A 15,190-nucleotide genomic window follows, 5' to 3' on the forward strand; every position below is an offset into this window, starting at 1 on the left:
TTTTTCATTCCGAGCGAAGTGACTTCACCGGATTCATCAAGGCGGTTTTGATGCTTTGAAAACTGACAGTCAGCAGCGTAACGGCCAACGCGCCAAAACCCGATGCGGCAAAAATCCACCACGCGATATCAATCTTATAAGCAAAACTTTGTAGCCACTGATTCATGGCATACCAGGCGATGGGCGAGGCAATCAGAATAGCAATCCAGACCAGTCGAAGAAAATCCCGGGAGAAGAGCATGATGATCTGGCTTACCGAAGCGCCCAACACTTTCCGAATACCGATTTCTTTGGTACGCTGTTCGGTAGAAAACATGACCAGACCCAACAAACCGAGACAGGAAATCAGAATCGCCAAAACCGCGAATACATTCGAAAGCTTCGCCATCACCTCTTCGCTGCGGTACAGTTTTTCGTATTCCTGATCGATGAATTGATACGCAAAAGGATAGTTCGGATTCAGTTCTTTATACACTTTTCCCAAACTGGCCAGTGCTTCTTTGGTCTTGCCGGCTTCGGTGCGCACGAGGATCACCCCGAAATACTCGTATTCCTTCACATCCATCACCAACGGTTTGATGGGCTCGTGCAGCGAGTGCGTGTGATAGTCCTTGAGGATACCAATGATATGCCCCTTTTTTTGCCAGGCGGAGATCCATTTCCCGATGGGCTTTTTCAGCCCCATCTGTTTCACCGCTTCTTCATTCACCAGGAACGCATCGGTCGAATCGGTTGCGTTGGCTTGGGAGAAATCGCGACCTTCGGCCACTTTCAGGTTCATGAGCTTCACAAAATCGAAGCCAACGGACGTGGGTTTAAAGCCAACGGAAACATTCTTCTCCTTGCCTTCCCAATTGATGGCATCATTGCTGGTGTTGGCCGCGCCGTCGTTGGCATCCACCACAAATCCCATGACGTGCGGAGCTTCGCTGCTGCGGTCGACCAGTGCAATGCCCGGCATTCTGGAGACCTGTTCTTTGAATAATAAATAGTTGCGCTGCGTCATCAGTTCACCTTCAATCCGGACGTACAGCAGGTTTTCGCGATCGTATCCCAGGTGTGTCTTCTGTACGTAGCGGGTCTGCCGGGATACGACGATGGTGGCCACCAGGAGAATAATAGCCAGTCCGAACTGAAAAACCGTCAATCCCTGCCGAAACCAGATGGCGCTTTGCGTAAACCGCAAAACCCCTTTCAGAATGCGAACCGGTTGCAGCGAAGACAGAAAGAGCGCCGGGTAACTCCCCGCAATCAGACCGGTGAATACCGTCAGACCCAGCAGCGAAACCCAGAAAGAAGGTTGGATAAGGGGCGAGGCAATCTGTTTGCCCGTGAATGCATTAAAGAGGGGCATCAGGAGAACGACCAGCAGCAATGTGACCAGCATGGCCAGAAACGCGAGCAGCAACGCTTCGCCAAAAAATTGCCCGATCAGGTGGCCGCGTGTTGAGCCTAACACTTTCCGAACGCCTACTTCTTTGGCCCGCTTGACGGAACGGGCCGTGGCCAGATTCATGAAATTGATACAGGCAATGAGTAAGATAAATAGGGCGACACCACTAAAAATCCTGACGTATTCGATGCGTCCGCCATCGGGTTTTCCATTCACAAAATTGCCGTGCAGGTAGTGTTCACCAAACGGCTGAAGCCCGATTTGGGTTGTAACGCCTGTATTCTTGGCCAGCCGGGGTTGCAAAAACCGGTTGATTTTCGTCTCGACGGTTTTGGGGTCCGCCATTTCCGCCAGTTGCACATACGTCCGAAAGTCGTTGGAAGCCCATTCCAGTTTACTTTTTTGGGCTTCCCAGGTAAGCAGAAAATCGAATTTCAGGGAGCTTTGCACCGGCAGATTTTCAAAAACCGCCGTTACCCTGAAATCCAGTTTGTTCTCATACCGCAGACTTTTACCCAGTGCATTCCGGGGGCTTCCGAAAAACAACTCCGCCATTTTTCGGGAAATGGCAATCCCGCCAATGTCGTTCAGGGCCGTTTCTGCCTGACCCGCCAGCAGCGGATAGCTGAAGATTTTAAAGAAATCCGGACTCGCGCGGGAGCCCTCCAGTTTGAATTTCTTTTCCCCCGTCTGAAACGTTTCGGGATGTCCCCACGGCAGTTCATACCCCGTAGCATAAAAGACGGTGTTTTGCACTTCAGGAACAGCGGATTTGACATCTTCCAGTAAGAAAACTGCGCGCTGGTTCACCACCCGCATGGGCGTTCCATATTTTCCATCCACTTTACCAGGGGTTGAAAAAGTCTGATAGGCCGTATACAGGTTTTTGCCGTTCGCATGAAAATTGTCGACGCGCTCTTCATCCTGCACCCAGAGAAAAATAAACAGGCAACAGATCATGCCCAGTGCCAGGCCAATCACGTTAATGGCGGAAAAAACCGTGCTCTTGACCAGATTTCGAAGGGCGATTTTTAGATAATTTCGTAGCATACCGGGCGTAAGGAAAAAAGGGGTTGGGTAGTCAGCGGGTTGTCGTTTAATCATCGAAATTCGCACATAGGCCAGCAGATCGCGCCAATACCGTCGCCGGGCCTGCGCTTCGCCCAGCCGCTCCGCGCGCCGGTGAAACCGCTCGTGCAAATCGCCCAGCACCTCCTCGCGCAGGTGAGGAGCAATGAGCCAGGCAAGGAGTCGATCAGGCCAGCGGGGCGCGTGGTCCGGCATTCCGGTCCGACGGTTCGGTTTTGGGATTTGGGAGGGCTTCATTTTTTTAATTTCAAATAATAAATGATGAATATTAAATGTAAAAGTTACTGCCACCGGTTTCGGTTTTTAGAAGCCTTTTACATTCATCATTTTACATTTGATATTTACAATTTTTGCTCAGTATCCTAGCTCCATTCCAGCAGCGTCGGCGGCACAATGCGATCCCAGAGCCGGTTTCGCACCGAGCGCACTTCCGTCAGCACCCGGCCGCCCAGCGCCGAAACGGTGAACAGCCGCTTCCGGCGGCCCCCACGCTCCGCCGTTGCCTCGCCCAGCACCGAGGTTACGTAGCCTTTCTGCTCCAGCCGTTGCAGAGCCGCGTGAACCGCCCCGGTGCTGACGTTTTGCCCGGTTTCCCGTTCCAGTTCTTCCGCGATCATCACGGAATACGCTTTCGGCACCAGCACGGCCACGGCCAGTAAAACCACTTCTTCAAATTCGCCTAAATCACTGCGTCGCATGAGCCAAAAACCAGTTGGGTTAAGAGTCTGATTGATTTCTTCTATTTCCGTATATCAAATCCTTTGCCAAACCGAGAAAGGTGCATTTCCGGCGAACAGAAGTATGTTTTCAAAACCGGAAACAAATCGTACTGTCCGTTTTTGGACAATGGCTGTACGCATCTGGACAGTTCGGTGGCGCGTGGAAAAAGGGCTTCAACACGCAATTAATTTCCTACTTTTGGGGATAGGAACGCGGATTAAACGGATTGAACGGATCAAAACGGATTTTATTTAATCAGTTCAAATCTGTTCAATCCGTTTAATCCGCGTTCCCATCATAAGCCAACCGATTATGAATCGTCGTCATTTTATCCAACAATCCGCCGGAGTCAGTGCCGGTATCATGCTGGGCGTACAGCCGGTTTTTGCAACCCGCCAACCCGCTTTCCCGGTGGTTCGGGTGGCCGCCGACCAACGCAACTTCACCAGTGCCGCCGTCGAACGGGCGATTGAACGCGTGAAGAAAACCGTCAAAGACCCCGAACTGGCCTGGCTTTTTGAAAATTGCTTTCCCAACACGCTCGACACCACCGTTCAGTTCAGCGAAGCGGGCGGAAAACCCGATACGTTCGTCATCACGGGCGACATCGACGCCATGTGGCTGCGCGACAGCACCGCCCAGGTGTGGCCGTATTTGCCGTTGACGAAAGAAGATGAACCCCTGCGGAAGCTGGTTGCGGGCGTAATTCGGCGGCAAACGCAGTGCATCAAACTCGACCCCTACGCCAACGCATTTTACTCCGACCCGAAAAAAGAAGGCGAATGGAAAAAAGATATTACCGCCATGAAACCGGGTTTGCACGAGCGGAAATGGGAACTTGATTCACTTTGTTACACGATCCGGCTGGCGTATCACTACTGGCAAACCACCAACGACACCAGCCCCTTCGATGCCGACTGGGCCGACGCCATGCGTCTGGTTGTGAAAACCTGCCGCGAACAGCAGCGCAAAACCGGACCAGGCCCCTACAAGTTTGGCCGCGAAACGTCGTGGTCGACCGATACCGTTCCGGGCAACGGCTACGGCAACCCGACGCGTCCTGTTGGCTTAATCCACAGCATTTTCCGCCCGTCCGACGACGCCACGGTTTTCCCGTTTCTGGTGCCGTCCAACTGGTTTGCGGTGGTATCGCTCCGGCAGGTAGCCATGATGATTGATAAAATCAGGCCCGATGCGGTTTTTGCGAACGAGTGCCGGGCGCTGGCCGACGAAGTGGAAAAAGCACTGAAACAATACGCCGTTTATACGCATCCGAAATACGGCAAACTATATGCCCTGGAAGTCGACGGATTTGGCAATCATTTGTTGCAGGACGACGCTAATGTGCCCAATCTGATCTCATTACCGTATTTGGGAGCGGTTTCGGCCAGCGATCCCCTCTATAAAAACACCCGCCGGTTTTCGCTCAGCGCCGACAATCCGTATTATTTCCGGGGAAAAGCCGCCGAAGGCATCGGCAGTCCGCACACGCTGGTGAACAACATCTGGCCCATGAGTCTGACGATGCGGGCGCTCACTTCCACCGACGATCAGGAGATTCTGGCGCAACTCCGCCAGTTGAAAAAGACCCACGCCAATACCGGTTTCATGCACGAGTCCTTCGACAAAGACGATCCGGCAAAATTCACCCGCAAATGGTTTGCGTGGTCTAATACGTTGTTCGGGGAGTTGATTCTGAAAGTGGTGAATGAACGACCGCAATTGCTGGGCAAGGTATTATAGCCCTGACAGCGGTCGAAGACCCTGTCAGCGGCTACAGCTAAAGACCCTGTCAGCAGCTACAATACCTTGCTCAGTGGCTAAAGACCCTGTCACTTAACCGCTGACAGGGTCTTCGACCGCTGTCAGGGTTTTATCACCATTTTACGCCAACCGTCAGGAAGAAAGCCCGCCCGTCGGACGGCAAAATGCCGGGACCGGGGTAGCCCGTTGCCCGGCGGGTGTAATAAAATTCATTCGTCAGGTTGTTGACGCTGCCTTCCAGTTTGAGCCACCGGTAATTCCACGACAGCGAAAAATCCATGATGTGATAGGCCGGTATCCGTCCGACAACTCCCGAAAAACCGCCATCGACCGCGTTTGTCGCGTCGGAAAACTGGTCGGTTAGGTACGTAAACTGGAACGACGCTTTGAGGTTGCGATAGCCCCACCGCATGCCCGATTTGAGGTTGACGGCGGGAACAAACTCAACCTCATTGCCTTCTACCCCCGGAATCTGGCTGTTCACATACCGCGAACGGATCAGGGCCAGATTGCCGAAAACCGACCAACCCCAGCGATCCGGCTGGGTTTTTAACAGCCGCAGCAGTTCCACTTCGCCGTACGACTCCAGCCCCACGATCAACGCCCGGCCGATGTTGGTCCGTTTGCGCAGAACACGGTCGTTTTCGTCGTAAAACTGCACTTCGCCAATGCGGTTTCCGTAGTTGAGCGCAAACAGACTCAGGTCATAATTCAGCACTTCGTTTTTCTCACCCCGTACGCCCACGTCCGCCGAAAAACCGCGTTCATCCTGCAAATTGGGATCGATCACTGCCGACGGGTTCGAAATCCGCATGTCACTGAAGGTGATCGAACGGTAATTCTGGGAGATGTTCCCGTACGCTTCAAGCTGAGCCGACGGCTTGTAACTCAGGCCAATACCGGCAATCAGAAAACCGCGCGGATTGATCCGTTTCTCCTGTGTTTTGGTAATATCGATGATGTTGCCCGCCAGATCGCGGACGACGTTGCCATAGAAACCGTCGGCGGTGGTGCGGATGTGTTCATAGCGCAAACCGGGCGTTATGGATACTTTTGAATTGAGGAAAAGTACATTTTCGGCAAAAAGCGAGACGTTCCGATTTGGGAAACGGTAGTCGGACGACGTGAGTTGATCGGGTTCGATGAACGTAAAGTCCGCACTTTTTCCTGTTGGCCCCACACCTTGCCGACTGTGGTTGAAACCGTGGTAAAACCGGGTTCCGACCAGAAAAACGCCGTCTTTTTGGCCCAGTTTATACCGGTTCAGAAACCGCCCTTCAAAACCCCAGTTTCGAAAATCGCCCGCGATCAAATCCCGCTCAAAGCTCTCGTTGTCGACCGTTGCCACGCGATTGGGCCGAAAACCCAGCGAATACCGGGAAGCCACCACGCCAAACGCAATCAGGTTAATGTCCGAACGGCGGTTTACTTTCCAGTCGTAATGCACATTGAACAGGTTCCAGTCCACCTTAAACCAGTTTCGCTCCCGGTTCGACTGTCGCGGATCGGCCCGAAACATGTCGTCACTCAACCCGCCCGGCTGCTGAGCCAGGTAGTCCATGTGCGTCACTTCCAGGCCGATTTTGGCTTCTTCGGTCAACTGGTAATGCAGATCGGCATAGAGGGTTTTGCTGTCGAAATGCGAATTGGGTCGCCAGCCGTCTGCCCGTTTGTACTGAAAAAAGGCGTAGTAACTCAGCTTTTTAGCCGTGCCACTCACGCTATTGAACGAGTTGAAAAAACCAAACGAGCCCACGGTTTGCCGCGACGTCACTTCAACGGTTCGGTCGGTGACGGGCTGGCGCATTTCGAAATTGAGCAACCCGCCAAACTGCGTTCCGTATTGCAACGAAGCCGCCCCGCGCACGATTTTGATGCGTTTCAGGGCTTCCGTTGGGGGGGTGTAATAACTTTCGGGATAGCCCAGGGCGTCGGCGCTGATGTCGTAGCCGTTTTGCCGGACGTTGAAGTTCGACGTCCGGTTGGGGTCGAGGCCCCGGCCACCGATGCTCAGTTGCAAACCGCCCCCGTCGTTTTCCCAGATGTTCAGACCAGCCACCCGCGCATACACCTGCCGGGCGTTGTTGGTGGCCAGATTGGCGACCAGATTGTCGGGCAAAATCACCTCCGATTTTTTGGCGGCAAAAATGGCCGTGCCTTCTACTTCGCGCAACCGGGTCATGCCAAAACTGCCCTGCTGAGCCGTAACGGTCACTTCCCGGAGCGTTTTTTCGGAACTTTCCAGCGAAATGTCAAGCGTCGTATCCGCGCGAACCGTCAGTTCGGTTTTGAACGGTTTGTGATTCAGGGAGAAAAACTGGAGTTGGTAGGTGCCGGTTTTCAGATTGGGAATGGTGAACTGCCCCAGACTGTCGGTCATAAAAATGTTCCGGGAGCCTTTCAGATACACGCTGCCCCCATCGACGGGTACGCGGGTCGTTTTCTCCCGAACCAGCCCCCGTAAGGTGTGCTGGGCAATGCCGGGACTTAAGTTAAAAAGGAACAGAAAGCAGAAAATGTACAAAGCCCCTAAAGTCGTGCGCGATCCCGGTTTTGCCCCTAAATCCCCTAAAGGGGACTTGGACGCGGCAACATCCGGATTCAGAAAGTCCCCTTTAGGGGATTTAGGGGCAAAATTTGATCTATAAACCTTTAATTTCATCTCCAAAGGGTAAAATCCACTTTTTGGGCCGGAACGAGTCGGTTTCCCGGGCCAGGTTGACCGTTGGGTCAATGTACGGTTTGCCCAGCCGCCCATTCAGACTGACGTAGGTATCGGCAAAAACTTTCGGGTTTTGAAAACCCTGCCGGGCGTACTGGTCCCGCAGATACTGCGCAAACTGAACCAGCATATCCGGCTGCGTCGCCATCATTTTTTCCTGCAAAGGCGTCAGGTATTCGTGGTTGTTGACAACGGCCTGCCGCCCCGATTCGTCCACTACTTTAAATTGCACATGCCCCATTTTCTCCATCAGCATCACCCGCCACGAAAACCGGTAGCCTTCTTCCGACCAAAATAACTCGTTGGGATAGAGCGTATACCGAAAGGGAATCAGGATTTGTATGATGAAAAAAAGAGCCAGCAAGGATAACAGCCCCTTAGAATGTAGCGCGTTATAAATCAATATCTTATGACGCACTAAAAGGTTATCAGGCAGGCGCAGCAATCGACATAGAACCGCAATGATCTTCTGGTGAAAACCGGCGGAGAAAAAGATCAGAGCGGCCACAATCATGATGTACGGAAACATGCCGATCGGGAACAGAATGACGGTTAGCACGTGAAAAACCACCACGGCAACATAGGCAAACGGCCGGGTGATGCGGTTGAGCAGCAAAAATGGAATGCTCAGGTCGTAGAGCGCACCCAGCCAACTGAACGCATACGCCGTTTCGCGGTAGTTGAACAGAAAACCGATGACCGGTAAATCGTTGCGACCGGGCAACCAGATCCGGAGCGGCAAGGCTTCCAGCAGCCAGTCGGAATTCAGTTTGGCCAGCCCGGCGTAGAGATACACAATGCCCATCATCAGCCGCAAACTGTCGATGGTCCAGCGGGGAATCTGGTCGTAGGAACCGCTACGGTTTCGGTAGGCATCCACCGAAAAATAGACATTGGCGGGCAGAAAAATGAGCAGAAACGCCACCAGGCTCACAAAATAATAGTGATTCAGGTAGGTACTTTTGTCCATCAGTTCGATGTACGTAAAGCTTAGAAAAAGCAGAATGGAAGCCACCCGATAGAACCAGCCCACGGCCACCAGCAGGGCACTGAGACCGCATGCCGTAAACAGCAGGTAGGTGTATTCACCGAGCGGTTTGACAAACTCAAAACCGTAATACGGAAAGAAAAAGGTCGGTTTGATGTAAAGCTCTTCGATCCACCCTTTTGCCCAGAAACGAACGACGCTGCCCAGGATCATCACACCAAAGGCGATTCGGAAGACGGCCAAAGGAGCCGCGGAGGTATATGTCCGAAAATACCGGCCCATCAGTCGCCGTCCGTGTCCACATAGGTGATGGTGATGCTCATGGCCGAGGTCATGTCCACTTTCAGCATTCGTACGGCTTTCTGCATTTCGGTGTAAACCACCACCACCGCAGCGTTATTGGTCTTGATTTCGTCGTGCAGATTCGGTTTCAGCGCGTTCAGTTTCGCGTTGGTCGATTCAAACTGCGCGTTGATCACCTCCACCAGCGACTTGCCGGTCTGGCTGTCTTTGGCGCCAAGGGCGTTGAGGTAACTTTTAAAACCGGGTCCCTCCTGCCCCGTTTTTACGTCTTTCCCGTTGAAAAAATCAATGGCAGCCTGGTGAGCGGTTTTGGCCAGAACCAGCGAAAGGTCTTTTTGATAGAACGCTTCCACTTTTTCGGGAGCCGCTACGCCGTTGGCCATCACGCCCGTCGGAATCCCGAATTTTCCCGAGCGAATGTATCGCTCATAATGAAGCACATAGCCATTGACCAGTTTCGAAGTCGAGCAACCCGCGTCGATGCCGGTGCAGTTTACAAACTTGTCGCGGTAGCCGCCCGTCGTCCACTCGGTCAGAACGGAGGTAAAAACCGTGTTCATCTGGGTCGTGATTCGCTTCAGGTAGGCAATCCGTTTGGCGGCATCCGCAGCCATCGTATACCGCAGCAGGATGGCATCGTCGGTGGCCGCAAGACCATTGATGAGGTAATCCAAAGCCGGGAAACCCTGTTTGGGATACGCGGCTGGCAAGTCCATCACCGCCGAACCCGAGACGATGTTCTCCTCAATACCGGTCACGTTGGCCGGATAGATGTTAAAAAAATACCGCAACGTCTGCGATTCCGCGGGGCCGACATCGAACAGTTCGACTTTTTGCCACTCGGTATAGGCATCGACCCAGGCCTGCCGGAATTCCGTCAATGTGGTTTGGTCGGGTTTGGCCGCAAAGGCCTCCGACTTCGTCCGCATCAGGTCGAATTTGGTCTTAAAATTGGCGTAGCCCGGCAGAATGATGTTGTCCGCCAGGTGCGTCAGCATCGCTTTGCGATCGGTGCCCACGGGAGTCGTAGGATTCGGATCGGGGTCCGGATCGGGCGTATCCTTGCTGGTCGAACAAGCCCAGACCAGCCCCAGAAAAGCAAACAAAAAACCGACGGTTTTCCAACTAAAATGTGCCATACTTAAAAATGGTTTACGGTTTTCGGTATACTGTTTACGCCGGGCCGTCGCTACGGTGGCTGACGCGCGCTTCATACGCGTCAGTCCCGGCGGGGAACCGCACCGTAAACAGTATACCGAAAACCGTAAACGCTACATTAATTCGTGATCTTGAACTTTGTCCGGATGGCCGCAGCGGCTGCATCGATTTTGGTGTTGGTCAACCCCCAGAAACCGTTCGGAGCCAGGATCAATCCCGCCAGGATGGTGTCCGAGAAAGCGGCATCAGCCCCGTTTACCTTGCAAAACCGCAGCGAGTAAATGAATCCCAGCCCTTCGCCAATGGCGTGGGCGCGGGCCGCATCGTTCGTTGCGTTCGTCTTCCATTTTCCCAAATAGCCCAAAGCCGCACCAGCCAGGGCTTTTTCCAGGGCCGGGCGCAGAATAGCGACCTGCGCTTTCAGGGTAGTCGGATCGTTGTTGACAATAGCCGCCCGTCCTTTCAGCAAGGCCGTATGAATTTTGGGGAAGTCTTCCTTATTATACTCCCAGAGGTATGAACCGATGAAACTTTCGCCGGACGATGTAGCCGTTGCTTTGCTGCCGTAGACCGGATTGGCCGTCAGCAAGCCGAAAATCTGATCCCAGTTGTGCTCCAGTTCGGTGTATTTTTTACCGGTGACCACTTTGGAATTGTCCAGGGCCAGGTTTTTGTCGCTCAAGAGCACGTTGCTGATGTAATCGACCTGCACGGCTCCAATCATCGATTTCTGGATAATCTGGCCCCATTCGATGCCTTTTTCGTCCACCAAATACGTTCCGAGCTTGCCCGCTTTGCCTTCCGACGCGGTAGCTGTTACGGATTTGCTGGCGGTGGCAATCGGTCCAAAAGCCGCTTCCAGGGTTTTACGTTCTTTTTCGGCTTCAGCCGCCGGCAGTGACGAAGCAAAGATCGACCGCAGGTTAACGCCCGACGTATTCAAAGCCGCATCGGTAAAAGGGTTGCCGGTGTTGGAAAACATGTTTTTCAGTACGGTCGAATCCAGCGTGGCGCCGGTTCCAACCGCCGTGCCGTTGTAGGTATTGATGGCGCGGAACATCAGGAGTTGGGTACTACCCGGTGTCAGATCGACGGTTTTAGCACCGCTGTTATCCGCAAAAAAGTTGGCGTACGCCGTGGTGTCCGTCAATTTGGAATAGTCGATAGCGGAACGCAGGTTCTCGGGTGGTGTGATGCCATTGTCATCGTCGTCTTTGCTACAGGCGATCAGACTGGCGGTTACCAATACAATGGGAATGTATCGGGATAGTAGATTTACGTTGAACATGATGGATTCGATAAAAAGGTAATTCTGCCGTAAATGTAATTACTATTTAGACTGGTTATAAGATTATTAGTAAGAATGTTTTTAAATAAGATTTTAATTTCCTGATAATCAAACATTTGATATAAAAACAGTAATCCCGGTTCCGGTCAATAACGTCGCCAGAACCGGGATCGCACTTGAGTGGAATCACCGGACAGACTGGAAACCCAGCCGCAGACTGACGCCCCCCGAACCAAGCAGGAGATTTTCCCGCGTAAACGGCCCGATTGGGTATTTCAGATACGGCTCGGCGGATAGGCGGAATCGGGTGCCGATCCGGCGTTCCACGCCAATGGACAGATTGAGGATTCGCCCCCAGTAAATTTTCTGAAAAGCTGGGGCGGCCTGGTTTATTGTTTCCCGCGCCGTTACGAACTGTGTGGTCGTTTGCTCCTGCCCGTTGGTTCCCATCACCACCACCGTCACTTCCTTCTGCTGCTGGTAGGTGTAAGCGTAGTGTTCGTTCAGAAAAGCGACGGACGACAGACCCGCTTCGGCATAGAAGCCCAAATCAGCCGATTTTTTGGGCCGAAATCGGATGTTCACCGGCAGATCGACCGCCGTGAGCCGGATGCGGGTCGCAACCAACTGGGGAATCGTCGAAACAACGAACACTTCCGGTTCGGCGGTTCCGAGTTTTTGCTGCGCCATCGACAACCCGGTCGACAGGCTAAACCGGCGGCTGATCGGGATTTCCGAAAAAAGTCCGCCCCCAACGGCCGACGACGCCGAACTTCCGGCGGCATACACCGACTGCGGAGCCAGACTGACGCCCCAGATGGGCGTTTGCCCCGTTTTAGACCGCTCTATTTTCGCAATCGCGGGCTGTTCCGTCCATAGTTTTAAGGGAAGACCCAACGGCCGAAGCGGTTGTTGAGCCATTTTTATAGATCGGGGTTTTATCCGTTCAAACAAACCGGATTGAGGGATTAATTCGTGGGGTTGATTAGTCTGATCAATCCCAGGCGATTGGTTTGAATATTGAGAAAAGTCGGTTTTTGTAGATTCATTTTTGGGTTTTAAGGGTTTACCGGAACGAGTTAGCGCTATCGATTTAGAATTTTTTAGCTGAAAGTCGTTTTGACTATTTGAAACGTTTCCGCTTTCTGCCCCTAAAGCCGTCCGCGACCCTGGCTTCACCCCTAAATCCCCTAAAGGGGACTTTCTAGATCCGGATTTTGCTGCGTCCAAGTCCCCTTTAGGGGATTTAGGGGTGGAAGCGGTTTTGAGGGAAGAAACCGCCAGTTCAGCCGAATCCGGTCGCCCAACATACAGCCAAACCGGCACGCCCAGAACGCCGAGCAACAGACAGGCCGCCATCGTATACCGGAACCAGACCAGCGGTTGTCGCTGCTGCCGTTTGCGCCGGAGCCGCTGAAATTCCTCCCACGAACCGGGCTCGTAAGCCGGTTCATACCGCCCCATCGTCTTTCGGATCTGATCGGTCAGCCGTTTATGGATAGAATCTTTCATTGTGATTCGGGAAATAATTTTTCACCAACCGGGCGAGTTTTTCTTTCGCCCGAACCAGGTAAACCCGCGACGAGCTGACCGACAGATTGAGTTGCCGGGCAATTTCGTCGTGCGAATAGCCTTCGATTTCGTATAAGTTAAACACCATGCGGTAGTGGTCGGGAAGGTGCTGGAGCAGGTTCAGAATGTCCTCCGCCGTGAGTTGGCTAATGACCGAATCTTCGAGGGTTACGGCCTGGCTGTCGGCCTGTTCCGGGTCGACGGTGTGGGCGTGTTTGGCCAGTTTCCGGTAATGATCGAGGGCGGTATTGACCACAATCCGGCGCAGCCAGCCTTTGAACGTTTCGTCGAACGAATATCGGTCGATCCGGTCGAAGACTTTCATAAAACTATCGTTGACCACGCTGCCCGCTTCCTGCCGGGCCGGGTGGTATCGCAACGCAATGGCCATTGTAAACCCGTAAAAATGCTTGTAGAACATTTCCTGGTGCTGCGGGTTGCCTTTCCGGCATCCTTCGATGAGTTGTCGTTCAAAAGGAGTACAATCTGGTGCCATATCACCGGCTGCGGGCGATAAAAAAGAACGGTGAGCCCGACGGCTCACCGTTCCGCGGATGAGTGGTATTTTACCGGTTGGAATTCGTAACGCTACCGTTTGGGTTCAGCGTGGTGTCCTGCACCTTCGACCCGTTGTAGACGACAAAGGTTGTATTGGAATGATCACCTTCGCCAACCACTTTGGTAACGTCAATTTTGAGCGTATGTACGAGGTCGGTCGGGCAGCCGGAAACTTCACCGGTTTCATGAATCAGCGCCAGGTGGATCGTCGGCGGATAAATCATGATTTCGACCCCGTTCCAGACGGCCTTGAAGGATTCGGGCGAACAACCGCCTTTTACTTTCACCGTCAGGATGTTCCCGTCACGGGTGACGTTCTCGATGGTAAACTGGGTTCCTTCGGCTTTGGTACGGGCGTTCATGGCCCGGTCAAATTCTTCAGGGCTTTTTTGCAAACTCGTCAGGTCTTTGTCCGAAGGGGCGGGTTCGTTGGCCGAATCCTGGTTACAGGCTCCGAGCGTCAACAGGACGGCGAGGCTCAACAGAGCGGACATTTTTCGAACCATCAGGAAGCTGGATAAAATGGAATGGATTTTCATGGATATAAAACTGTTTAGTGGTTACTAAACCCATGACGTAGCGCCCGGAACGAACGCTACAACCCCTCGCATTTTTTTTCAGAAACCGTCAGTTCAACGCCTGCCCGATCACGCACGTCCGGTTATACGCTTCCACGATCTCGCCAAACCGGTTCCAGTCCCGGCGCGTGGCGGCCGGAAACTGCCGCACGAAGGCCGGGCAGTCGCCAAACAAAGCCTCGTGTTCGTCGTCGATGGTTCCTTTTTTCACGATGCGCGCGTTGGTCTGGTCTTTCACCACCACAAAGCTGAGGTCTCTCGGGTTGGTGCTGATCGTGAAATTGCCGAAGGTATACTCCGCGTTTTTCTTCCAGCCGCTGGCGTCGAAATACAGCGTAATTTTGCCCGGATGGCTCAGCCGTTCGAGCAGGGCGGTTTTTCCGTCTTTGCGCGGATTGGGCACCCGCTCAAAAACCACCTGCTCCCGTTCGCGGGGAATGGCCCCGGTGGCGTAGGCAAATTTTGGAATGTTCTGGGCCACCAGGCGGAGTTTCTCGCCTTTGAAGGTTACTTTTTTGTCGTCGGCGGTGCGAACCACGACGCTGGCCGGGGCGTCATTCACCATCGCGCCAACCCGGACTTTCCCGCGAATGGTATCGTTGTCGGTCGTGACGACATACCCGTCGGTCCACGACGTAATGGCGCCCAGCGGAACATATTGGGCCATCCCAATGGTGCTGCTCAGCAGAGCCGCGAAGAAACTGATTTTTAACGTGTTCATGGTTGTTTACTTGGTTATTAAAAATGGTTTACGGTTTTCAGTTTACGGTGCGGCTCCTCCGTTGTCGCTCGCGAGTGACTTTTATCCAAAGGGCCTCTGGCCCGTACATTTGCTTTTCGAAACTATAGCTATCCGCTTAAAAACCTTCCTCGGGCCAGAGGCCCTTCGAATAGAATTCACTCGCGACACGCGAGCGACAACGGAGTGCCATCATACCTTTGTTCGACACCCTCTTTGATTACCATTAACCGAATTATCTTTGGTAGTCACTCGGCTAAGCGGTGGGGGATGGATAAAAACAGCAGTGCCTTAGGTGCCTGACACCGTTACCTATGT

General features: G+C 53.1%; 11 protein-coding genes. 1 reads left to right on the forward strand and 10 read right to left on the reverse strand.

Going from position 1 to position 15,190, the window contains the following annotated elements:
- Positions 1-4: 4 nt before the first annotated feature.
- Both DUE52_RS27265 and DUE52_RS27270 read right to left on the reverse strand, forming a co-directional pair.
- Positions 5-2,719: an ABC transporter permease gene (locus tag DUE52_RS27265; RefSeq protein WP_229312331.1), complete on the reverse strand. Its 2,715-nt coding sequence runs from the start codon at positions 2,717-2,719 to the stop codon at positions 5-7.
- A gap of 125 nt (positions 2,720-2,844) precedes the next feature.
- Positions 2,845-3,180 carry a PadR family transcriptional regulator gene (locus DUE52_RS27270; RefSeq protein ID WP_114409251.1) on the reverse strand — a complete coding sequence of 112 codons (336 nt, stop codon included), beginning with the start codon at positions 3,178-3,180 and terminating at the stop codon, positions 2,845-2,847.
- A 334-nt stretch (positions 3,181-3,514) separates the two neighbouring features.
- Here DUE52_RS27270 and DUE52_RS27275 point away from each other — a divergent pair, with 334 nt between their 5' ends.
- On the forward strand, positions 3,515-4,945 hold the full coding sequence (locus DUE52_RS27275) for a glycoside hydrolase family 125 protein (RefSeq protein WP_114409252.1): 1,431 nt from the start codon (positions 3,515-3,517) through the stop codon (positions 4,943-4,945).
- A gap of 133 nt (positions 4,946-5,078) precedes the next feature.
- Here the strand turns inward: DUE52_RS27275 and DUE52_RS27280 are convergent, their stop codons facing one another.
- The 8 genes from DUE52_RS27280 to DUE52_RS27315 form a co-directional block, all read right to left on the reverse strand.
- Complete coding sequence (locus DUE52_RS27280; protein WP_114409253.1) at positions 5,079-7,628, reverse strand: TonB-dependent receptor; 2,550 nt, start codon at positions 7,626-7,628, stop codon at positions 5,079-5,081.
- Positions 7,609-8,958, reverse strand: a complete 1,350-nt coding sequence (locus tag DUE52_RS27285) for an HTTM domain-containing protein (RefSeq protein ID WP_114409254.1) — start codon at positions 8,956-8,958, stop codon at positions 7,609-7,611. The genes DUE52_RS27280 and DUE52_RS27285 overlap by 20 nt, the downstream gene beginning before the upstream one ends.
- Entirely contained in the window at positions 8,958-10,118 is a 1,161-nt protein-coding gene (locus tag DUE52_RS27290) for an imelysin family protein (protein ID WP_114409255.1), read from the reverse strand. The genes DUE52_RS27285 and DUE52_RS27290 overlap by 1 nt, the downstream gene beginning before the upstream one ends.
- A 137-nt stretch (positions 10,119-10,255) precedes the next feature.
- Positions 10,256-11,425: a DUF4856 domain-containing protein gene (locus DUE52_RS27295; protein WP_114409256.1), complete on the reverse strand. Its 1,170-nt coding sequence runs from the start codon at positions 11,423-11,425 to the stop codon at positions 10,256-10,258.
- Between the two features lie 186 nt (positions 11,426-11,611).
- Positions 11,612-12,937 carry an outer membrane beta-barrel protein gene (locus DUE52_RS27300; RefSeq protein WP_114409257.1) on the reverse strand — a complete coding sequence of 442 codons (1,326 nt, stop codon included), beginning with the start codon at positions 12,935-12,937 and terminating at the stop codon, positions 11,612-11,614.
- Complete coding sequence (locus DUE52_RS27305) at positions 12,918-13,493, reverse strand: RNA polymerase sigma factor (RefSeq protein WP_114409268.1); 576 nt, start codon at positions 13,491-13,493, stop codon at positions 12,918-12,920. The genes DUE52_RS27300 and DUE52_RS27305 overlap by 20 nt, the downstream gene beginning before the upstream one ends.
- Before the next feature lie 70 nt (positions 13,494-13,563).
- On the reverse strand, positions 13,564-14,094 hold the full coding sequence (locus DUE52_RS27310; protein ID WP_114409258.1) for a hypothetical protein: 531 nt from the start codon (positions 14,092-14,094) through the stop codon (positions 13,564-13,566).
- 88 nt (positions 14,095-14,182) lie between these two features.
- Complete coding sequence (locus DUE52_RS27315) at positions 14,183-14,854, reverse strand: hypothetical protein (protein ID WP_114409259.1); 672 nt, start codon at positions 14,852-14,854, stop codon at positions 14,183-14,185.
- Positions 14,855-15,190: the final 336 nt, after the last annotated feature.

Origin of the sequence: Larkinella punicea (assembly GCF_003334855.1) — a bacterium.
GTDB lineage: Bacteria > Bacteroidota > Bacteroidia > Cytophagales > Spirosomataceae > Larkinella > Larkinella punicea.